The following is a 19,748-nucleotide window of genomic DNA, read 5'->3' on the forward strand; positions in this document are numbered from 1 at the left end:
TGGGCCGCTGACCTGATCCGGACGAGGGTCGCCACCGCGAGGTGGCGGCCCTCGTTTTTTGTTGCGCGCCGCGCATGTTCTGTGGTTCATTAGTCGAGTAATGAACCAACGAAGCGTGGCCGAGACGACGGAGACCGAGATGACAACGATCGCCGCGAGGCCGACCACCCGGCTGGGGTACGTCGACAACCTGCGGATCCTGCTGACCGTGCTGGTCCTGGCCCACCACTGCGCGCTGACCTACGGCGCGCTCCCGATCTGGTACTGGACGGAGCCCAGCGAGAGCCTGTCCGGCCTCGCGCTCATGGTGTTCGTGGTCGCGAACCAGTTCTGGTTCATGGGCTTCTTCTTCCTGCTCTCCGGCCTGTTCGTGCCAGGTTCGGTGGACCGCAAGGGGCCGGGCGCGTTCGCCCGTGACCGGCTCGTCCGGCTCGGCGTCCCGCTGGTCGCGTTCTGGCTGCTCGCGCGGCCGGTGCTCTCCCTGCCGAGCTGGCCCGAGCGCCGCGACCAGGGTGAGTCGTTCCTGCAGTTCTGGTTCAGCGTGGGTGACCCCGGCCCGATGTGGTTCGTCGAGGTGCTGCTGGGGATGTCCCTTGCCTACGCGGCGTTCCGCGCCCTGCGCGCACGGTCGGCCGCACGCCCCGCCGCGCTGTCTGGTGCCGTGACGGGGGCCGTGACCGCGGCCGACGGTGCCACGGACACTGGTTCGGCCCTGGTCGCGCATCCCCTGACCTTCCGCGCGATCGCCGGGTTCGTCGCGGTCCTGACCGTCGTGACCGCCCTCTGGCGGCTCGCGGTGCCGCTGGGTACGTACTGGGTGGGCGTCGGCCTTCCGACACCGGCCTACCTGCCGCAGTACGTGCTCCTCTTCGTGGCCGGGGTGCTCGCCGCGCGCCGCGGCTGGCTGACGTCGCTCACGGTGCGGCAGGGCCGGGGCGCTCTGATCGTGGCGCTCGTCGGGGTGGGGCCGGCCCTCGGTGTCTCGGCCCTCGCCTCGGCGCCGGACGCCGGTATCCTCGCGCTGCTCGGCCAGAGCCTCATCGAGAACGTCGTCGCGATCGGCGCGGTCGTGGGCCTGCTGGTGCTGTTCCGGGAGCGGTTCTCGGGCCGGCCGGCGTGGGCCCGGTTCGCCGCGCAGCACTCGTTCGCGGTGTACGTGATCCACCCGCTGGTGCTGGTGGGCGTGGCGATGCTGTTCGCACCGCTCGTGGCGCCGGCGGGCGTGAAGTTCCTGATCCTGCTGGTCGTGTCGGTGCCGCTGTGCTGGGGCGTCGCCTACCTGCTGCGCCGTATCCCGGGCGTGGCGCGCGTCCTGTAGCCGCGGGTCGTGGTGCGAGGTCCGTCTCGATCAAGCGATCAGGCCCGCGTTCCGCTCGGGGACGCGGGCCTGATCGCAGGGTCGAAAAGGACTTCCGCCGGTAAGCGCCGCCCGGGGAGGATCGAGGGCGTGACAGCCAAGACCTACGCCCGTGGGGTGACCCTCGCCGGGACGGCCGTGACCCTGCGTGGCTGGACCGTCCCCGACCTTGACGCATTCCGCGGATGGTTGCGTCCCGAGCACGAGTGGCACCGCTGGGACGGCCCCTACTACCCGGTCCCGGCAGAGGAGCAGGCTGATGCGCTCGTCGCGGCGCTGGCCCGGAGCAGCGGGCTGGAACGGCCGGCTGGCGAGGCGCCGCCGTCGGACACACCGCCCGTCGTCGAGGACCCCTTCGCCGGCGGCGAGCTTCTGCCGCCCGGCAGGCTCGTGGTCGACGTCGGCGGTGCGCTCGTGGGGACGGTCGCCTGGTACTGGGAGTCCCGCGAGACGGAGTGGGCACGCATGGGGGTCACCGTGTACGACCCGACGGTGCGCGGCCGGGGGATCGGGCGCACGGCGCTGGCCCTGTGGACGTCGTTCCTGTTCGAGAGCACGCCCTGGGTGCGGCTCGACTTCGCCACGTGGTCGGGCAACGCCGCGATGCTCGGCGTGGGCAAGGCGCTGGGCTTTGCGGAGGAGGCGCGGTTCCGGCAGGCCCGGGTGGTCGACGGCGTGCGGTACGACTCTGTGGTGATGGGCGTGCTGCGGGACGAGTGGCGCGACCCGGGGCGACGTCAGTCGTCCCGCGACAGCCGCTCGTAGAACTCCGCGATCGTCCGCGAGAAGAGAGCGGGGAACTGGACGTTCCAGGGGTGGCCCGCGCGCGGGACGATCCGCAGCTCGGCGCCCGGGATCCCGGCGGCCAGCTCGCGTGCCGCCGGGATGTTGGCGACGTCGCGACTGCCGCACAGGACGAGCGTCGGCGCCTGGATGCTCGGCAGCCCGGCCCGGAAGTCCGCGTCCGCGACGACCCGGAGGGCGCCGAGCCACTGCGCCTTGGTCATGTCCATGCCGGCGGCGGTGCGCTCCGGCAGCATCCGGACGACTCCGCGCTGGATCAGCATCAGAGCGGGGTGCGGTCGCACCTGGCTGCCCGACAGGACGAGCGACGCCACGCGGTCGGGGAAATCGAGCGCGAGCCGCGTGGCGGTCATCGCGCCGAGCGACAGGCCGCAGACGTGCGCCCGCTCGATGCCCCGCTCGTCGAGCAGGTCGCACAGCTCGCGGGCGGCGTCGGCCAGCGTGAACGCACCGGGCGTGGCGGCTCGGTCGAGGCCCGGGATCTCGGGCGCCAGCCCGGTCAGCCCGGCGGGCAGGGCGCCCAGCTGGGCGGCCCACGGGTCCTTGCCGGCGCCCAGCCCTGGGAGGAACAGCACGGTGTCGACGTCGGTGGCCATGCCGAAGAACGTAACCGAATGCTTGACTGGCGCCTATGAAAGACGGTCTGGGCGCCGGGCGCCTCGAGGTCATCGCCGGCCCGATGTTCGCGGGCAAGTCCGAGGAGCTGCTCCGCCGGGTGCGTCGCGCCCGGATCGCGCGGCGCGACGTGGTGGTGGTGAGCCACGCGCTGGACGACCGGCGCGGCGTCGGCCGGGTGACGTCGCACTCCGGCCAGGGCGTGCCGTCGCACACGGTGTCGGACGCCGGGGAGATCCCCGGCCTGCTCGGTCCCGGCACCGAGCTCGTCGCCGTCGACGAGGCCCAGTTCTTCGGCGCCGGCCTGGTGCCCGTCGTCTCCGGCCTGGCGGACCGCGGGCTCGTGGTGGTCGTCGCCGGGCTGTCCGTCACCTTCGACGGGCAGCCCTTCGCGCCGCTGCCCGAGCTCATGGCGCTGGCCGAGTCCGTGGAGAAGCTCACGGCGGTGTGCTCGGTCTGCGGGGCGGACGCCGCCTTCCATGTCCGGCTGTCCGGCACGTCGACCGCGTCGCACACCGGCTCCGCCCAGCCGGACGACGCGCTCGTGCCGGTCGCGGCGCACGTGGGTGGGTCGGAGTCGTACGAGGCCCGCTGCCGGAGGCACGCCGCCGTCGTGCCGTGACGGGCGCTCGCGCCGCCGTCAGACCTTGCGCATCAGCGTGTACTGCGGGCAGTCGAAGGGGTCCCGTGCGGCGAGCCCCACCTTGTTGAGGTAGTTGACGACGATCACGTACGACTGCGCCAGGCTGGTCTCGGTGTAGGGGATGCCGAGGGTCGCGCAGTGCTCCCGGACGATCTCGGCGGTCCGGATGAGGTGCGGGCGCGGCATGCTCGGGAAGAGGTGGTGCTCGATCTGGAAGTTGAGCCCGCCCATGAGGATGTTCATGAACCGTCCGCCGCGGATGTTCCGCGAGGTGAGCACCTGCTTGGACAGGAAGTCGATGCGGCTGTCGGCGGGGATGATCGCCATGCCCTTGTGGTTCGGGGCGAACGACGCGCCCATGTAGACGCCGAACACGGCCAGCTGCACGCCGAGGAACGCGAAGGCCATGCCGGGCGGCAGCGCCCAGAACAGGATCGCGACGTAGACGCCGAGACGGATCGTGATGGTGACGAGCTCGCGGACGCGGGAGCGCAGGGTCTCGGGGCTGCCCTTGAGCAGCGAGCGGAACGAGATGAGGTGCAGGTTCAGGCCCTCGAGCGTGAGCAGCGGGAAGAACAGCCAGCCCTGGTACCGGTTGATCAGACGGACCAGCCCGCGGTTCTGGCGCACGCCCTCCTCCGTGAACGCGATGGTGTCGTTCTCGATGTCCGGGTCCTTGCCCATCTTGTTCGGGTTGGCGTGGTGCCGGGTGTGCTTGGTCATCCACCACGAGTAGCTGATGCCGACGACGACGTTGGCCAGCAGCCGCCCCGCGCGGTCGTTGCGGGGGCCGGACTCGAAGACCTGCCGGTGCGAGGCCTCGTGGGCCACGAAGGCGAACTGGGTCAGGACGAGGCCGAGCGCTCCGGCCATCAGGAGCTGAAACCACGAGTCGCCCAGGAGCACGAACCCGGTGACGATCCCGCCGAGCGCGACCGTGAGCGCGGCGAGGACCCAGGCGTAGTAGTGGTGAGCCCGGCCCAGCAGCCCGGCGTCGCGCACCGTGCGGGCCAGCGACGAGTACGTGCTGGTCACGGGCTCGGCGTCGGGATCACGGGGCTTGGTCGGGCGAAAACCGTCGCGGACGGCGGGGGCAGCTTGGGCCATGTGGTCCTCACATGCTCGGGTTCGACTTCCCAGCCGGGGAGTTGGACGGTGCCGCCCGTCGTGCAGATGCTCTCGAGCCTACGGGACCGTAGGTTGGCGTCCCAGGGGCAGTTGTGGACGCCTCGCGGAGAGTTGAAGGCAATATGTTTACCTTCGCCAGACATTTCGGGCGCGGTCGTCAGTCCTCGATCAGGGGGACGAAGCGGTATCCGCCGTGGTCGGTCGCCCGGGTGCGCCCGTCGGGCAGGCGCTCGATCAGCAGCAGCGTGGTCCGGACGGGGATGACCATCCGGCCGCCGATGCCCACCTGCTCCACCAGGGTGCGCGGCAGCGCGGCGGCGGACGCGGACACGAGGATGCGGTCCCAGCCGCCCTGCTGGGGATGGCCGAGCACGCCGGGTGCCGAGTGCACGAGCTCCGCCCAGCCCATCCCGGTGCGTCCGACGTTGGCGGCACCCCATTCGGCGAGGCGGCTGTCGCGCTCGACGCCGAGCACGAAGCCCTGCGGCCCCGTCAGGTAGGCCAGGAGGGCCGTGCTCCAGCCGGAGCCCGCGCCGACGTCGAGCACCCGTGCCCCCAGCGGGACCCGCAGCAGGCGCAGCATGGCGGCCACCGTCGTGGGCTGGGAGGAGGTCTGGCCGCGCCCGATCGGCAGCGGCTGGTCCTGGCCGGCCAACGGCCGCTGGGACCGGGGCAGGAAGTCGCGACGGGGTATGGCGCGCATCGCCCGTGCGATGTCGTCGTGGTCGTCTGCCGGCTCGGAAACCATCAGGTATCACCTGAGCCCAGGGTAGACACACGCGGATCCTGCCCGCCACGTGCTCTGTTCCGGGCCGGCCTGCCCATGGGCTGCGCCCCGTCCCGACCGCGTCCACCAGGAGAGGCCTTGGCCATCGGCCTCAGCGGCTTCGAATGACGCCGGGGGCTTGACGAAGGCTCGATGCGGGCCGGGCGTGGGCAAGGCCACGCCTCCGCCGGTTTGAACCCGCTGAGGGCATCGCGTAACCTTGTGCTTCGGTGTGCTGTCTGCGCACCCGTCCTGCGTGCCCATGGCGCATCGCACTCGACCGCCGCGGCGGAGCGAGTCACAGCAAAGCCGATGATCTCCGTCGTGCGCGCACGCCAAGACTAGAGAGATGAGTTGAACGTGGTTTACGCGATCGTCAAGGCCGGTGGCCGCCAGGAGAAGGTGTCTGTCGGGACCATCGTCGTCATGGACCGTGTCCAGGCGAGCGCCGGTGAGACCGTCGAGCTCCCGGCCCTCCTGCTCGTGGACGGGGAGAAGGTGACCACCGACGCGAAGAAGCTGGCGAAGGTCAAGGTCACCGCTGAGGTCGTGCGGGACGAGAAGGGTCCCAAGATCACGATCCTCAAGTACAAGAACAAGACCGGTTACCGGAAGCGCCAGGGCCACCGCCAGTCGCTGACCCGCCTCAAGGTCACCGGCATCAAGTGACTTCCGCTGCGGGCCTCCTCTGACGAGCGAGCCCGCGCGAGCCAGATACTTCTTCTTCCTCCTTCGTCCCGAAAGACAGGTCAGCCAGATGGCACACAAGAAGGGCGCGAGCTCCTCGCGCAACGGTCGTGACTCCAACGCCCAGCGCCTCGGCGTGAAGCGCTTCGGTGGCCAGGTCGTCAAGGCCGGCGAGATCATCGTCCGCCAGCGCGGCACCCACTTCCACCCCGGCGTGAACGTCGGCCGCGGCAAGGACGACACCCTGTTCGCCCTCGACGCCGGCGCCGTGCAGTTCGGCACCCGTCGTGGCCGCAAGGTCATCGACATCGTCGCCGCCGAGGTCTGACTCGGCTTTCGCGTGAGGGGGCGCACCGGTGACGGTGCGCCCCCTCACGTCTTTTCATGAGCGGCCCTGGGCCGCTCCACCTGAGCAGTACCTGAGAGGATCGAGACATGGCCAGCTTCGTGGACCGCGTGGTTCTGCACGCCGCCGGCGGTAACGGCGGGAACGGCTGCGCCTCGATCCGCCGGGAGAAGTTCAAGCCCCTGGCGGGCCCCGACGGCGGCAACGGCGGTGACGGCGGCACGGTCAAGCTCGTCGTCGACGCCAACACCACCACCCTGCTGGAGTACCACCACTCGCCGCACCGGCGGGCGACGTCGGGCACCCAGGGGATGGGCGACGACCGGGACGGCGCCAACGGCGGTGACCTCGTCCTGACCGTGCCGGACGGCACCGTCGTGAAGGACCTCGACGGCAACGTCCTGGCCGACCTCGTGGGCGCGGGCGCCGAGTACGTCATCGCCGCGGGTGGCAAGGGCGGGCTGGGCAACCGCGCGCTGTCGTCGCCGAGGCGCAAGGCCCCGGGCTTCGCGCTGCTCGGCGAGGAGGGCGAGACCGCGGAGGTCGAGCTCGAGGTCAAGACCATCGCCGACGTCGCGCTGGTGGGCTTCCCGAGCGCGGGCAAGTCGTCGCTGATCGCCGCGATCTCCGCAGCGCGCCCCAAGATCGCCGACTACCCGTTCACCACGCTCGTGCCGAACCTCGGCGTGGTGCAGGCGGACCAGTCGCGGTTCACCGTCGCGGACGTGCCGGGCCTGATCCCGGGCGCGAGCGAGGGCAAGGGCCTGGGCCTGGAGTTCCTGCGGCACATCGAGCGCACGGCGATGATCGTGCACGTGCTGGACTGCGCCACGCTGGAGCCGGGCCGCGACCCGATCAGCGACCTCGACGTGATCGAGGCCGAGCTCGCCGCCTACTCGGGCGACATCGGCATCGCGGGCGGCCGCGTGCCGCTCGCCGAGCGTCCCCGCCTCGTGGTGCTCAACAAGATCGACGTGCCCGAGGCGCGCGAGCTCGCGGACTTCGTCAAGGCGGACCTGGAGGCGCGCGGGCTGCGCGTCTTCGAGATCTCGACCGCGTCCCACGAGGGCCTGCGCGAGCTGAAGTTCGCCCTGGCCGAGGTCGTGGAGAAGGCCCGCGCGGAGGCCCCCGCGCCGGAGCCCGCCCCGATCGTGCTGCGCCCGCGCGCCGTGAACGAGTCGAAGTTCACCGTGCGCCGGCTGGGCGGCGAGACCGCCTACTGGTTCGAGGTGCGCGGTACGAAGCCGGAGCGCTGGGTGAAGCAGACCGACTTCAACAACGACGAGGCCGTGGGCTTCCTCGCGGACCGGCTCGCGAAGCTCGGCGTCGAGGACGGCCTGTTCAAGGCGGGCGCCGTCGCGGGCGACGAGGTGCGCATCGGCGACCCGGACAACGCCGTGGTCTTCGACTGGGAGCCCACGCTGCAGACCGGCGCGGAGCTGCTCGGCGGACGCGGGACCGACCTGCGGCTCGACCAGAACGAGCGGCCCACGCGCGGCGACAAGCGCCGCGAGTTCACCGAGCGCATGGACGCCAAGGCCGAGGCCCGGCGCGAGCTGTGGACGGAGCGCGAGGCGGGCCACTGGACCGACCCCGAGGACAACTGACGGCTGCCCGGCCCGTGGAATGAGTGAGCGTCGGGGGCGGGCCTCCGGGGAGGATGAGGGTGTGAACTCCCTCGACCCCTCGGTGAACGCCCACGACGCCTCGGAACTCCAGGACGGTCCGGCCGTCTCCGGCCCGCGGTCCGCGATCGCCACCGCCCGGCGCGTGGTGGTCAAGATCGGCTCGTCGTCGCTCACCGGCCCGGACGGGCACCTCGACGTCGGCGCGCTGCGCGGGGTGGTCGAGGTGCTCGCCGCCCGGCAGGCCGCGGGGGCCCAGGTCGTGCTGGTCACGTCGGGCGCGGTGTCGGCGGGCATCGGGCCGCTGGGGCTGGGGAGCCGGCCGCGCGACCTCGCCACGATGCAGGCCGCGGCCTCCGTGGGCCAGGGCCAGCTCGCGGGCCGGTACCAGGAGGAGTTCGCGGCGTTCGGCATCCAGATCGGGCAGATCCTGCTCACGGCCGAGGACACGGTCCGCCGCGCCCGCTACCGCAACGCCCAGCGCGCGCTGGAGCGCCTGCTCGCGCTCGGGGTCGTGCCGGTCATCAACGAGAACGACGCCGTCACCACCGACGAGCTCAAGTTCGGCGACAACGACCGCCTCGCCGCGCTCGTGTCGCACCTGGTGCGTGCGGACGCCCTGCTGCTGCTGACCGACGTCGACGGCCTGCACGACGCCCCGCCGTCGCGCCCCGGCGCCCGTCGGATCCCGCTGGTCGACGACCTCGCGGAGATCGCCGGCGTCGAGGTGACGGCGCGCGGCAGCTCCGTCGGCACGGGCGGCATGGTCACCAAGCTGGAGTCGGTGCGGATCGCGACCGGCGCCGGCGTGCCCGCCGTCCTTACGCTCACCGCCAACGCGGCCGCCGCGCTCGCGGGGGACGACGTCGGCACGTTCTTCGCCGCCACCGGCCGCCGCACCTCGGCGCGCCGGCTCTGGATCGCGCACGCCGCCCGCACGCAGGGCCGCCTCCACCTGGACGACGGCGCCGCGCGCGCCGTGCTCGGCGGCCGCGCGTCGCTGCTGCCCGCCGGGATCACCCGGGCCGAGGGCCAGTTCGACGCGGGCGACCCGGTCGAGCTCGTCGCGCCGGACGGCGCCGTCGTCGCCCGGGGGCTCGTCGCCTTCGACGCGAGCGACCTGCCCGCGCTGCTGGGCCGGTCCACCTACGCGCTGCGGGAGGAGCTGGGGGAGGGGTACGACCGCGTGGTGGTGCACCGGGACGACCTGGTGCTGGAGACCGGCCGATGAGTTCTCCGGGGGCGCCCCGTCAACCGGTCAGGCGGCTGCGCACGGACGCGCGCCGCACGACCCGAGGAGTTTCCCCATGCGACGCACCCGACATGCCGCGACGGCGCTGGCGGCGCTGACCGCCCTGCTCGTCCCCCTGCTGGCCGGGCCTCCGACCGCCCAGGCGGGCACGGCACCGCCCGCTGGAACGCTCGCCGAGGCAGTGCCCGCCGAGGCTCCGCCCACCGAATACACCGGCGAGATCGACGGCGCCGACTACCGCGTGCTGGTCCCCGAGGACTGGAACGGCACGCTGCTGCTCTTCAGCCACGGCAACTACCCGTCCGAGTACTTCGGCGAGGGCAACCCGGTGCCGCACCTGCTGGCCAACCAGCCCGCCTCGGAGGAGGCGCTCACCGACCGCGGCTACGCGCTGGCCGCCTCGCTCTTCCAGGGCGGCGGCCTCGACTTCACCGTGCCCACCGCCGTCCAGGACCAGTCGCGGCTGCTCGACTGGTTCGAGCAGCACGTGGGCGAGCCGGAGCGCACCTTCACCACCGGTGCCTCGATGGGCGCGGTCACGGCGATCAAGCACGCCGAGACCGAGCCCGAGCGGATCGACGGCGTGCTGACGATCGGCGGCGCCATCGACGTGGTGGGCATGCTCGACGCGATCCTCGACGTGAACCTGGCGACGAGGACCCTGCTCACGGACGGCACCGACGCCGACGGCGACCCGATCGAGCTGGTGCACCCCACCAAGCCGGTGGCGAGCCGTACCGCCCTGGCCGACGCGCTCACGGCCGCCCTGGAGACGCCGGAGGGACGCGCCAGGATCTCGCTCATCGCCTCCCTCAACACGGTCACCGGCTGGTACGACGTGTCGCGCCCGGAGCCGGAGGACCTCCAGGAGTGGATCGACGGTCAGGCGCAGTGGCTCATCTGGGCCTACACGACCGGCCTGGGCCCCACGGCGCGCGTGGACTGGGAGGAGAAGCTGGGTGGCAACGCGTCGGCCTCCTTCGACGGCGACTGGGCGCACCGGCTGCGCCACTCCGGCGCGCTGCGCGAGGTGCGCCAGGCGTACGCCGCGGCCCCGGGCGCCGACCTGTCCGACGACCTCGCCGCGCTCGGCGCGGAGCCCGTGATCGAGGCGGAGCCGGCGGCCCGGGCGAACCTCGAGCGGCACCGCCCGGAGGGCACGACGCCGCAGCCGGTGCTCACCCTGCACACGACCGGGGACGGCGGGGCGCCGCCGTCGTACGAGCGGTCCTTCGGCGACCGGATCGCCGACGTCGGCCACCCGGGCCGGTACCGGAGCGTCTACGTGGAGCGCGGCGCGCACCTGACGGTCAGCGTCGCCGAGGAGCTCGTCGCTCTGACGGCGCTCGAACGCCGGGTCGACACCGGGCGCTGGCCGGCGCTGAGCCCCCACGCGCTGAACCGGGGCGCCTGGCGGCTCGGACCCGATTACTTCGGGATCTTCGACCCCGTCACCGGGGTGTCCTCGCACGAGCCCGCGTTCGCGCACTTCGTCCCGCCGCGCGCCGCCCGCCCGTCCTGGTGACGACGCCCGTCCGCACCACGGAATCGCCCTCGGCAATCGCCCGCACCCGACGTACTCTCGACGCATGACGATCGTGAGCCAGTACGAGGCGACACCAGCCGGGGGCGATTCCGCGGGAGCCGGCACCCCGCCGTCGGGCACCGACGTCACCGCCGCCGTGCACGACGTCGCCCGGCGCGCCAAGGTCGCCTCGCGCACCCTGGCCACGGCGAACCGCATGACCAAGGACGCCGCGCTGGGCGCGGTCGCGGACGCCCTGGTGGCCTCCGCCGACCAGATCGTCGCGGCCAACGCCGAGGACCTGGAGCGCGGTCGCGCGAACGGGATGTCGGACGGCCTGCTGGACCGGCTCGCCCTCACCCCCGACCGGATCGGCCAGATCGCGGCCGCGCTGCGCGACGTCGCCGGCCTGCCGGACCCGGTCGGTGAGGTGGTGCGCGGGCAGACCCTGCCGAACGGCCTGCGTCTGCGCCAGGTCCGCGTCCCGATGGGCGTGGTCGGCATGATCTACGAGGCCCGCCCCAACGTGACCGTGGACGCCGCGGGGCTGGCCCTCAAGTCCGGCAACGCGGTGATCCTGCGCGGGGGCAGCGCGGCGGCGTCGTCCAACGCGGTGATCGTCGCGGTGATGCAGGGCGCCCTGGAGGCGCGCGGGCTGCCCGCCGACCTGGTCCAGTCGATCGACGCGTACGGCCGCGCCGGCGGCGTGGCGCTCATGCGCGCCCGCGGCCTGGTGGACGTGCTGATCCCGCGCGGCGGCGCCGACCTCATCCAGACCGTCGTGCGCGAGTCCCTGGTGCCCGTCATCGAGACGGGCGTGGGCAACGTGCACGTCTACGTGGACGCCACGGCCGACGTCGACATGGCCGTCGCGATCGTGATGAATGCCAAGACCCAGCGCGTGGGCGTGTGCAACGCTGCGGAGACGCTGCTCGTGCACGAGGACGCGGCCCCGGCCTTCCTGCCGGCGGCGCTCGCCGCGCTGGCCGACGCCGGCGTGGTGCTGCACGGCGACCCGGCAGCCCTGTCCTTTGCCCCGGAGGGAGCCACCGTGCTTCCCGCCACGGACGAGGACTGGGCAACGGAGTACCTCGCGCTGGAGCTCGGCGTGCGGGTGGTCCCGTCGCTGGACGAGGCGATCGAGCACATCCGCACCTGGTCCTCCGGGCACACCGAGGCGATCGTGACGCGGGACATCGCGGCGGCGGACCGGTTCGTCGCGGAGGTGGACTCGGCGGCCGTGATGGTGAACGCGTCGACCCGGTTCACCGACGGCGGCGAGCTCGGCCTGGGTGCCGAGATCGGCATCTCCACGCAAAAGCTGCATGCGCGCGGCCCCATGGGACTGACCGAGCTGACCACCACCAAGTGGGTGGTGACGGGCGACGGCCACGTCAAGCCGTGAGGGCACTTTGGCGTCCCGGAGACCTCCGCAGGATCTCCTTGCGACCCGGTGCCGCGGTGCGCCCGCCACAATTCGTCCGTGAGAGACTAAAGCCCACCTGAGCTTGTTCGACTAGGAGGAACACCCGTGCTGCACACCGCCGTCCTGGCTGCCGAGGCCGCCTCGGAGCACGCCAACGAGCCGATCGCCCCGATCGTGCTCGGCCTGATCGCCTTCGGCGCGCTCGTGACCGCGCTGCTCGTCACGTACGCCTTCCGCAACGTCGGCAACCGGCACTGATCCATCTAGACGGGAGCCTGACGACCAGATGAGTGCACGCACCGCATGAGTGCCCCCACTGGGACCAGGCCGCGCATCGGGGTGATGGGCGGCACGTTCGATCCCATCCACCACGGTCACCTCGTGGCCGCGAGCGAGGCGGTCGCGCAGCTGGAGCTGGACGAGGTCGTCTTCGTTCCCACCGGCCGTCCGGGCTTCAAGCAGAAGCAGCGGGTCACCCCGGCGGAGCACCGCTATCTCATGACGGTGATCGCCACGGCGTCGAACCCGCGGTTCACGGTGAGCCGCGTCGACATCGACCGGGCGGGCCTCACCTACACGGTGGACACGCTCCGGGACCTGCACACGCAGCGCCCGGACGCGGACCTCTACTTCATCTCGGGAGCGGACGCCATCCAGCAGATTCTCTCGTGGAAGGATGCCGAGAAGCTCTGGGACATGGCACACTTCGTCGCTGTCACACGGCCAGGGCACATGCTCACCGTGGACGGGCTTCCTCGGGACGGCGTGACGACACTCGAGGTTCCTGCACTAGCTATCTCCTCGACCGACTGTCGTCGTCGGGCCGAGGAGGGTTTGCCGGTCTGGTATCTGGTGCCTGACGGCGTGGTCCAGTACATCGCCAAGCACGGACTGTATCGAGGTCTTCACGATGAGTGACAACAAGGGTCGTCCCATGACGCGCCGCGAGATCCGCGAGCGTGAGGCTGCCGCTGCGGCCGCCGCCGCGGGTGGTGGTTCCTACCCGCCGCAGGGCGGGCAGCAGCAGCCTCCGCACCGCGGCGCGCCCGCACCCGCCCCTGCTCCCGAGGGCGGCTGGTCGCCGAACCCGGCCAACCCCCCGGTCGCGCGGCCCCCACAGGCGACGGGCGGCTCGCGCGGCGTGGACGCGACGGGCCGGCTCACGCCGGTGCAGCAGCCCGGTGGCAACCCCTCACCCTTCGGCCCCGGTGGCGGCCAGAGCCGTCCGGGTGCTCCGTCCGGACCGGGTGGCCAGGGTGCCCCCGGCGGCCACGGCGCGCCGGGCGGCCCCGGACAGCAGGGTGCCCCGCCGAGCCCGTTCGGCTCGCGCCCGGCGAGCGCACCCGTGCCGCCCGCGCCCCAGCAGGGCCGCTCCGCGCGGTTCGCCCCGCCGCAGGCGCCCGGCGCGCCCGCGGGACCGGCCGACGTCGGCCAGACGACGCAGTGGGGACCGCCCGCGCCCGCCCCGGCCCAGCAGCAGCCGCCGTCGCCGTTCGGCGCCCGTCCTGGTGCGCCGACCGCGCCCGGGACGCCCGGCGGCCTCGGCCAGCAGCGACCGGGTGTACCGGGCCGCCCGGCCGGAGCCCCGCCCAGCGGTGCCGTCTCGGGCAGCGCGCCCGCGCTGCCCTGGGAGGCCGGTAGCCCTGCGGCTCCGCCGTCGGCGCCCCCGGGCGGCGCGCCCGCGGCCCCCGGCTCGCCGTTCCCCGGACGTCGGGGTGGCCCGGGCGGCCAGCCCGCCCCCGGCGCCCCCGTTGGTCCCGGCTCCGGTCAGATCGGTGGTCCGGGCCAGATGGGCGGCCCCGGTCAGCAGCATCCCGGTGCTCCCGGCCAGTTCGGTGCCGGCCCCGTCGCCCCGTCCCGTGCTTCCCGCCGTGAGGTGGAGGAGGAGTGGGAGGAGGAGGACGAGGGCCCGCAGTACACCTGGCTGCACTACATCATCCTGGTGGTCGTGGCGTTCGTGCTCGGCCTCCTGATCTGGAAGCTCGTGCTCGAGGGGGAGAGCGGGTTCCCGGGGGACCAGGCGGCGGCCCTGCTGGGCAATCTGCCGGGCGGGCTGCCCGGCTTCATGGGAGGTAATGCGGTATGACGGCGACCGAGCGGGCCACGGAGCTCGCGATCATCGCGGCGCGGGCGGCGAGCGACATCAAGGCGCAGGAGATCATCGCGCTCGACGTCAGCGAGCAGCTCGTGCTGACCGACGTGTTCCTCATCGCCTCGGGCGCCAGCGAGCGTCAGGTCTCGGCGATCGTCGACGCGGTCGAGGAGGCGCTCTTCAAGGAGGGCGTCAAGCCGATCCGGCGCGAGGGCAAGTCCGAGGCCCGGTGGGTGCTCATCGACTTCGGCGACGTCGTGGTGCACGTGCAGCACGCCGAGGACCGGACCTACTACGCGCTCGAGCGCCTGTGGAAGGACTGCCCGGCCATCCCGCTGCCCGAGGACGCCCAGGGCGGCGGCGACGCGGCGGAGTACCGCGAGCCGGACGACGGCGCGATCCACCTGGCCGGGGACTCCCGCCTGTGACCGCAGGAACGATCGTGCTGCTGCGCCACGCGCGCACGGCGTACAACGCGGGCCTGCGCCTGCAGGGCCAGATCGACATCCCGCTCGACGAGGTCGGCCGCTGGCAGGCAGAGCAGGGCGCCACGGCGCTGGCGGCGTCGCACAAGGGGTCCCTCGTGGTCTCCAGCGACCTGCAGCGGGCCCGCGACACGGCCGTCGCGTACGCGCGGCACCTCGACCTGGAGGTCGTGACCGACGCCGGGCTGCGCGAGCGGTCGTTCGGCGAGTGGGAGGGGATGACCGACGCCGAGATCGCCGAGCGCTGGCCGCAGGAGCACGCCGTCTGGCGCGGCGGCGGCGAGCCCGAGGCGAACGGCGTGGAGTCCAAGGCGGTCACCGCCCGGCGTATGGAGGAGGCGGTGCTGCGGCACGCCGGGTCCCTGGGCCCGGGGGAGACGCTCGTGGTGGTCTCGCACGGTTCGGCGATCACGCAGGCGATCACTCGCCTGCTGGGTCTCGACCCCGCGACGTGGCGCGGGCTGCACGGCCTGCACAACGTGCACTGGTCGCACCTGCGCGCCTCCGGACCGGGCGCGACCCCGGCGTGGCGTCTCGTCGCGCACAACGTGGGCGCGGGCTACCCGCTCGACACGTGGCAGTCCGGACCCGAGGCCCGGCAGTGACCGAGCGCACGCCGGTTTGAATTTGGTCCCTGGCGTCGGTCTGCATAGACTAACGACGCTCGCCCGGCCCAACCGCTGGGAGAGACCAATCTGGGGCTGTGGCGCAGCTGGTAGCGCACCTGCATGGCATGCAGGGGGTCGGGGGTTCGAGTCCCCCCAGCTCCACCCGGTGAAGGCCGCTGACCCGCACGAGAGTGCGGGTCGGCGGCCTTTCTCGTTCCCCGGCCCCGGCGCTCGCCCGCGCTCGTGCGGGTGGGTGTGTCGACCATCACTGTCGCACCCGGTCCGGGTCCGTTGACCTGAACCGCGGTTGAGGTTCTAGCGTCGGAAGCACTCGACGAGAGGACCCGGAAATGCCTGTCTACACCCTGCCTGACCTGCCCTATGACTACTCCGCGCTCGAACCGCACATCAGCGGGCGGATCATGGAGCTGCACCACGACAAGCACCACGCCGCGTACGTGGCCGGCGCCAACGCCGCGCTCGACGCGCTGGCCGAGGCGCGCGAGAGCGGCAACCTGGCGGCGGTGAACCTGCACGAGAAGAACCTCGCGTTCAACCTGGGCGGCCACACGAACCACACCGTCTTCTGGAACAACCTCTCGCCCGACGGCGGCGGTGAGCCCACCGGCGAGCTCGCGGCGGCGATCATCGACCAGTTCGGCAGCTTCGCGGCGTTCAAGGCGCACTTCGCCGCCGCGGCCACCGGCATCCAGGGCTCGGGCTGGGCGGTGCTCGGCTGGGACAGCATCGGCGGGCGGCTGCTGGTGTTCCAGCTCTTCGACCAGCAGGCGAACGTGCCGCTGGGGATCACCCCGCTGCTCATGCTCGACATGTGGGAGCACGCGTTCTACCTGGACTACCTCAACGTCAAGGCGGAGTACGTCAACGCCTTCTGGAACCTCGCGAACTGGGCCGACGTCGGCGCGCGGCTCGACCGGGCGCGGGCGACGACCGGAGGTCTCCTCGTCGCGGCGTGACCGCTGCGCCACATCGCGGCACAGGCGGAAACGGAAGAGCCGGGACATCGACGATGTCCCGGCTCTTCCTGTCGGTGGAGCTGGGGGGACTCGAACCCCCGACCCCCTGCATGCCATGCAGGTGCGCTACCAGCTGCGCCACAGCCCCGAACGGCGTTCGCCCAGGTGGGCGAGCGCCGTCAGTCTAGACCGATCCCGGCCCGGAGACCAAAGCGGGGCTGTCGACCACCGTGAACGGCACTCGCAGCAGGTCCGCGGCGCGCGACGAGGAGCCGACGAGCAGCTCGAAACCGCCCGGCTCGACCACCCGGTCGCCGGCCTGGTCCACGATCGTGCAGTCCGCCACCGGCAGGTCGATCTCGACCACGACGCTCTGCCCGGGGGCGACGTCGACCTGGCGGTAGGCCTTGAGCTCCTTGTCGGTCCAGCTCACGGACGTCACGGTGTCGCTGACGTAGACCTGCACGGTCTCGCGCGCCGGGCGGGCGCCCGTGTTGGTCAGGGTCACCCGGGCGCGGACGGTGTCGTCCGGACCCAGCTCGGCGTCCCGCACCTCGAGGCCGGAGTACTCCACCGTGCTGTAGGACAGGCCCTGGCCGAAGACGAAGGCGGGCTCCTGCGTCAGGTCGGCGTACCGGGCGCCGTGCTGGCCGCGGATCTGGTTGTAGTACACCGGCTGCTGGCCCACGTGGCGGGCGAACGAGATCGGCAGCCGGCCGGACGGCTCGACCAGCCCGAGCAGCAGCTCGGCGACCGCCCGGCCGCCCTCCATGCCCGGGTTCGCCGTCCAGAGGACCGCCGAGGCGTTCAGCGCGGACTCCGGCAGCACCAGCGGCTTGGACGCCATGACCACGACGACCATCGGCGTCCCGGTCGCGGCGAGCGCGTCCAGGAGGGCGATCTGCCCGCCGACGAGCTCCAGCGTCGCGGTGGACTTGTACTCGCCGACCAGCTCGACCTGGTCGCCGACCACGACCACGACGTGGTCGGCGTCCCGTGCCTGGGCCACGGCCTCGGCGATCAGCTCCGGGTCGGGGTCGCGGGGGACGGCGATCTTGGGCCGGGGCTGCCCGTCGGGCAGGGTGTCACCCTCGGGCGGCGAGACCAGGGAGACGATCTCGGCGCCGAGCGCGCTGGTCACCGTCCAGTCCTGCGGGCTCAGGGCGCGCAGCCCGTCGAGCACGGTGGTGATCATCTCCCGTGGGTGCCCGTCGGGCAGCCAGTCGGCCTGGCCCGAGCTGCCGGCCCAGTCGCCGAGCTGGGCCTGGGCGGCATCGGCGAGCGGTCCGACGACGGCGACGCGCCGGGGCCGGTCGTCCGCGGAACCGGCCGCGCGGCCGCCGTCGTCCACGCCGGTGAAGCCGCCGGCGAACGGGAGCGCCGCGTCCGTGTTGCGCAGCAGGACCAGCGACCGGCGCGCCACGTCGAGGTTGACGGCGGCGTGCGCGGCGGAGCCGATGAGCGCCCTGTCGCGGGCGAGGGTGGGCCGGCGCGGGTTCTCGAACAGGCCGAGCTCGAACTTCAGCGTCAGGATGCGGGCCACGGCGCGGTCGAGGTCGGACTCGGCGAGCAGGCCCTGGTCGATGGCCTCCTGGGCGCCCTCGAAGAACTGCGGGGTGGTCATCACCATGTCGTTGCCGGCCCGGACGGCCGCCGCGGCGGCGTGGGCGTGGTCGGGCTGGACCTTCTGCTCCCAGACCATCCGGCCCACGTTGTCCCAGTCGGTGATCAGCGTGCCGGTGTAGCCCCACTCGCCGCGCAGCACGTCGTTCAGCAGCCAGTCGTTGATCGTGATCGGCACGCCGTCCATCGACTGGTAGCCCAGCATGAAGGTGGCCACGCCCTCCTTGGCGACACGCTCGAACGGCGGCAGGAACCAGGACCGCAGCTTGCGGCGGGAGATGTCGGCCTCGGACGCGTCGCGCCCGCCCTGCGTCTCGGAGTACCCGGCGAAGTGCTTGGCGGTGGCCAGGATCGCCGTCGGGTCGGACAGGCCGGAGCCCTGGTAGCCGCGCACCATCGCCGAGGCGAGCTCGCCGATCAGGTACGGGTCCTCGCCGAACGTCTCGTCCACCCGGCCCCAGCGCAGGTCGCGGGCGATGCAGAGCACGGGGCTGAAGGTCCAGTGCACGCCGGTCGCGGACGCCTCGACCGCGGTGATCCGCGCGGCCTGCTCCACCAGCGCGGGGTCCCACGTCGCGGCCATCCCGAGCTGAGTCGGGAAGATGGTCGCGCCCTCGAAGAACGAGTGCCCGTGGATGCAGTCCTCGCCCACCAGCAGCGGGATGCGCAGCCGGGTCTGCTCCACCAGGTCGTGCGCGAGTCCCACCCGGTGCGGCGAGGTGTGCAGGATCGATCCCACGTGCTTGCGCAGGATGTCGCCCTCGTAGTCACCGCGGGCGTCGAGCTGGAGCATCTGCCCCACCTTCTCCGCCACGGTCATCCGGGCCAGGAGGTCGGCCACCCGCTCCGCGACCGGGAGGCCCGGGTCGAGGTAGGCCTGTGCCGGGGCGGACGTGTCGTGGACGCTGGTCATCGGGCGCTCCTGTCGGTCTGTGTTCGCACGCCGGAAACCTACCAGTCGCTAGGTAAGGGCCGCTGGGCCGTTCACAGGGTGTGGTCCGGCCCACCGGCGGGGCTACTGTCCCTCTGACGGAGCCGACGCCGATACCGACCCGCGAGGTGCCCATGGCCGACAAGACCGACCTCAAGAAGACTCTCGACGCCTACCAGGCCAAGCGGGACCGGTTCCGGATCGTCGACGTGCCCGACCTGCGGTACCTGATGATCGACGGGCACGGCGACCCGAACGGCTCGCCGGCCTTCACCGAGGCGGTCGAGGCGCTGTACCCCGTGGCCTACACCCTCAAGTTCGCCGGCAAGCGCGAGCTCGGGCGCGACTACGTCGTCATGCCGCTGGAGGGGCAGTGGTGGGCGCAGGACATGGCCGCCTTCACGACGTCGCGCGACAAGTCCCGCTGGGACTGGACGCTGCTCATCCTGGTGCCGGACTGGACGACCCCGGAGATGTTCGCCGCCGCGGTGGAGCAGGTCCGGGCCAAGGGTGGCCCGGCCCGGCTCGGCGACGTCCGCCTGGAGACGCTGTCCGAGGGGCGCTGCGTGCAGACGCTGCACGTCGGTCCCTTCGACGCCGAGGCCGCCACGCTCGCGCGGATGCACGACGAGTTCATCCCCGCCCACGGGCTGCGCCGGACCGGCAGGCACCACGAGATCTACCTCAGCGACTTCCGCAGGGTCGCGCCGGAGAAGCAGCGGACGATCCTCCGGCAGCCGGTCGAGCAGGTCGAGCCGGTCGAGCCGGCCAAGACGTCCGCCGGTCCTGACTGATGGCGCCCGCCACCTGCCCGTCCGCCGGCCCGGATGATCGACGGACGACCTGGGACGTCGCCGG

Annotated in this window: 20 protein-coding genes and 2 tRNA genes; 17 read left to right on the plus strand and 5 right to left on the minus strand. The window is 72.7% G+C overall.

The genetic code is table 11. The annotated features are described in order from the left end of the window. The first annotated feature begins 139 nt into the window (after window positions 1-139). Window positions 140-1,318, plus strand: coding sequence for an acyltransferase family protein (locus ACIPN7_RS19735; RefSeq protein ID WP_400546026.1), 1,179 nt, complete (start codon window positions 140-142; stop codon window positions 1,316-1,318). Window positions 1,319-1,447: 129 nt separating this feature from the next. Then, window positions 1,448-2,122: a GNAT family N-acetyltransferase gene (locus ACIPN7_RS19740; protein ID WP_400546029.1), complete on the plus strand. Its 675-nt coding sequence runs from the start codon at window positions 1,448-1,450 to the stop codon at window positions 2,120-2,122. On the opposite strand, the gene ACIPN7_RS19745 is transcribed toward ACIPN7_RS19740, so the two are convergent. Beyond that, window positions 2,095-2,757 (minus strand): alpha/beta fold hydrolase, encoded by a 663-nt coding sequence (locus ACIPN7_RS19745; RefSeq protein ID WP_400546032.1) that lies wholly within the window; start codon window positions 2,755-2,757, stop codon window positions 2,095-2,097. The two genes, ACIPN7_RS19740 and ACIPN7_RS19745, sit on opposite strands and share 28 nt — an antisense overlap. Window positions 2,758-2,792: 35 nt before the next feature. Between ACIPN7_RS19745 and ACIPN7_RS19750 the strand changes: the two genes are divergently transcribed. Further along, window positions 2,793-3,398 (plus strand): thymidine kinase, encoded by a 606-nt coding sequence (locus ACIPN7_RS19750; protein WP_400546035.1) that lies wholly within the window; start codon window positions 2,793-2,795, stop codon window positions 3,396-3,398. 18 nt (window positions 3,399-3,416) lie between these two features. Here ACIPN7_RS19750 and ACIPN7_RS19755 read toward each other — a convergent pair whose 3' ends face one another. Together ACIPN7_RS19755 and ACIPN7_RS19760 are read right to left on the minus strand one after the other, a co-directional pair. Beyond that, entirely contained in the window at window positions 3,417-4,526 is a 1,110-nt protein-coding gene (locus ACIPN7_RS19755; RefSeq protein WP_400546038.1) for a fatty acid desaturase family protein, read from the minus strand. Between the two features lie 178 nt (window positions 4,527-4,704). Further along, window positions 4,705-5,295 (minus strand): protein-L-isoaspartate O-methyltransferase, encoded by a 591-nt coding sequence (locus ACIPN7_RS19760; protein WP_400546041.1) that lies wholly within the window; start codon window positions 5,293-5,295, stop codon window positions 4,705-4,707. Between the two features lie 378 nt (window positions 5,296-5,673). Between ACIPN7_RS19760 and rplU the strand changes: the two genes are divergently transcribed. From rplU to ACIPN7_RS19825, 13 genes are all read left to right on the plus strand, one after another. Then, window positions 5,674-5,982: a 50S ribosomal protein L21 gene (gene rplU, locus ACIPN7_RS19765; protein ID WP_377228594.1), complete on the plus strand. Its 309-nt coding sequence runs from the start codon at window positions 5,674-5,676 to the stop codon at window positions 5,980-5,982. A gap of 88 nt (window positions 5,983-6,070) precedes the next feature. Beyond that, window positions 6,071-6,328, plus strand: a complete 258-nt coding sequence (rpmA, locus tag ACIPN7_RS19770) for a 50S ribosomal protein L27 (protein WP_036961235.1) — start codon at window positions 6,071-6,073, stop codon at window positions 6,326-6,328. A gap of 107 nt (window positions 6,329-6,435) precedes the next feature. Then, window positions 6,436-7,953, plus strand: coding sequence for a GTPase ObgE (obgE, locus tag ACIPN7_RS19775; RefSeq protein WP_400546046.1), 1,518 nt, complete (start codon window positions 6,436-6,438; stop codon window positions 7,951-7,953). Between the two features lie 61 nt (window positions 7,954-8,014). Next, entirely contained in the window at window positions 8,015-9,202 is a 1,188-nt protein-coding gene (proB, locus tag ACIPN7_RS19780) for a glutamate 5-kinase (RefSeq protein WP_400546049.1), read from the plus strand. Window positions 9,203-9,278: 76 nt separating this feature from the next. Then, entirely contained in the window at window positions 9,279-10,748 is a 1,470-nt protein-coding gene (locus tag ACIPN7_RS19785) for a hypothetical protein (RefSeq protein WP_400546052.1), read from the plus strand. A gap of 64 nt (window positions 10,749-10,812) precedes the next feature. Continuing rightward, window positions 10,813-12,153: a glutamate-5-semialdehyde dehydrogenase gene (locus tag ACIPN7_RS19790; protein WP_400546055.1), complete on the plus strand. Its 1,341-nt coding sequence runs from the start codon at window positions 10,813-10,815 to the stop codon at window positions 12,151-12,153. Window positions 12,154-12,279: 126 nt separating this feature from the next. After that, window positions 12,280-12,432 carry a hypothetical protein gene (locus ACIPN7_RS19795; RefSeq protein ID WP_400546058.1) on the plus strand — a complete coding sequence of 51 codons (153 nt, stop codon included), beginning with the start codon at window positions 12,280-12,282 and terminating at the stop codon, window positions 12,430-12,432. A gap of 45 nt (window positions 12,433-12,477) precedes the next feature. Next, window positions 12,478-13,092, plus strand: coding sequence for a nicotinate-nucleotide adenylyltransferase (nadD, locus tag ACIPN7_RS19800; protein WP_400546061.1), 615 nt, complete (start codon window positions 12,478-12,480; stop codon window positions 13,090-13,092). Next, window positions 13,085-14,260 (plus strand): hypothetical protein, encoded by a 1,176-nt coding sequence (locus ACIPN7_RS19805; protein ID WP_400546064.1) that lies wholly within the window; start codon window positions 13,085-13,087, stop codon window positions 14,258-14,260. The genes nadD and ACIPN7_RS19805 overlap by 8 nt, the downstream gene beginning before the upstream one ends. Beyond that, on the plus strand, window positions 14,257-14,694 hold the full coding sequence (rsfS, locus tag ACIPN7_RS19810) for a ribosome silencing factor (protein ID WP_400546067.1): 438 nt from the start codon (window positions 14,257-14,259) through the stop codon (window positions 14,692-14,694). Before ACIPN7_RS19805 ends, rsfS begins: the two co-directional genes overlap by 4 nt. Then, window positions 14,691-15,356 carry a histidine phosphatase family protein gene (locus tag ACIPN7_RS19815; protein WP_400546070.1) on the plus strand — a complete coding sequence of 222 codons (666 nt, stop codon included), beginning with the start codon at window positions 14,691-14,693 and terminating at the stop codon, window positions 15,354-15,356. Before rsfS ends, ACIPN7_RS19815 begins: the two co-directional genes overlap by 4 nt. Before the next feature lie 92 nt (window positions 15,357-15,448). Then, window positions 15,449-15,521, plus strand: a tRNA-Ala gene (locus ACIPN7_RS19820). Window positions 15,522-15,709: 188 nt separating this feature from the next. Continuing rightward, window positions 15,710-16,336: a superoxide dismutase gene (locus ACIPN7_RS19825; RefSeq protein WP_400546073.1), complete on the plus strand. Its 627-nt coding sequence runs from the start codon at window positions 15,710-15,712 to the stop codon at window positions 16,334-16,336. A gap of 75 nt (window positions 16,337-16,411) precedes the next feature. Here the strand turns inward: ACIPN7_RS19825 and ACIPN7_RS19830 are convergent. Then, window positions 16,412-16,484 (minus strand) — tRNA-Ala (locus ACIPN7_RS19830). A gap of 36 nt (window positions 16,485-16,520) precedes the next feature. Continuing rightward, a complete protein-coding gene (locus ACIPN7_RS19835) occupies window positions 16,521-18,872 on the minus strand; it encodes a glycoside hydrolase family 3 N-terminal domain-containing protein (protein ID WP_400546076.1) in 2,352 nt (783 codons plus the stop codon). Between the two features lie 152 nt (window positions 18,873-19,024). Here ACIPN7_RS19835 and ACIPN7_RS19840 point away from each other — a divergent pair, with 152 nt between their 5' ends. After that, the gene (locus ACIPN7_RS19840) at window positions 19,025-19,684 is read left to right on the plus strand and encodes a GyrI-like domain-containing protein (protein WP_400546079.1); all 660 of its coding nucleotides are present in this window, start codon (window positions 19,025-19,027) and stop codon (window positions 19,682-19,684) included. Window positions 19,685-19,748: the final 64 nt, after the last annotated feature.

Origin of the sequence: Promicromonospora sp. NPDC090134, from assembly GCF_044746965.1 — a bacterium.
GTDB lineage: Bacteria > Actinomycetota > Actinomycetes > Actinomycetales > Cellulomonadaceae > Promicromonospora.

Coding starts and splice junctions, on each gene's coding strand:
- ACIPN7_RS19735 (WP_400546026.1), top strand. CDS start 140: ATGACAACGATCGCCGCGAGGCCGACCACCCGGCTGGGGTACGTCGAC.
- ACIPN7_RS19805 (WP_400546064.1), top strand. CDS start 13,085: ATGAGTGACAACAAGGGTCGTCCCATGACGCGCCGCGAGATCCGCGAG.
- rsfS (WP_400546067.1), top strand. CDS start 14,257: ATGACGGCGACCGAGCGGGCCACGGAGCTCGCGATCATCGCGGCGCGG.
- ACIPN7_RS19840 (WP_400546079.1), top strand. CDS start 19,025: ATGGCCGACAAGACCGACCTCAAGAAGACTCTCGACGCCTACCAGGCC.
- rpmA (WP_036961235.1), top strand. CDS start 6,071: ATGGCACACAAGAAGGGCGCGAGCTCCTCGCGCAACGGTCGTGACTCC.
- ACIPN7_RS19790 (WP_400546055.1), top strand. CDS start 10,813: ATGACGATCGTGAGCCAGTACGAGGCGACACCAGCCGGGGGCGATTCC.
- ACIPN7_RS19745 (WP_400546032.1), bottom strand. CDS start 2,757: ATGGCCACCGACGTCGACACCGTGCTGTTCCTCCCAGGGCTGGGCGCC.
- ACIPN7_RS19825 (WP_400546073.1), top strand. CDS start 15,710: ATGCCTGTCTACACCCTGCCTGACCTGCCCTATGACTACTCCGCGCTC.
- ACIPN7_RS19760 (WP_400546041.1), bottom strand. CDS start 5,295: ATGGTTTCCGAGCCGGCAGACGACCACGACGACATCGCACGGGCGATG.
- nadD (WP_400546061.1), top strand. CDS start 12,478: ATGAGTGCCCCCACTGGGACCAGGCCGCGCATCGGGGTGATGGGCGGC.
- obgE (WP_400546046.1), top strand. CDS start 6,436: ATGGCCAGCTTCGTGGACCGCGTGGTTCTGCACGCCGCCGGCGGTAAC.
- ACIPN7_RS19785 (WP_400546052.1), top strand. CDS start 9,279: ATGCGACGCACCCGACATGCCGCGACGGCGCTGGCGGCGCTGACCGCC.
- ACIPN7_RS19750 (WP_400546035.1), top strand. CDS start 2,793: ATGAAAGACGGTCTGGGCGCCGGGCGCCTCGAGGTCATCGCCGGCCCG.
- ACIPN7_RS19755 (WP_400546038.1), bottom strand. CDS start 4,526: ATGGCCCAAGCTGCCCCCGCCGTCCGCGACGGTTTTCGCCCGACCAAG.
- ACIPN7_RS19835 (WP_400546076.1), bottom strand. CDS start 18,872: ATGACCAGCGTCCACGACACGTCCGCCCCGGCACAGGCCTACCTCGAC.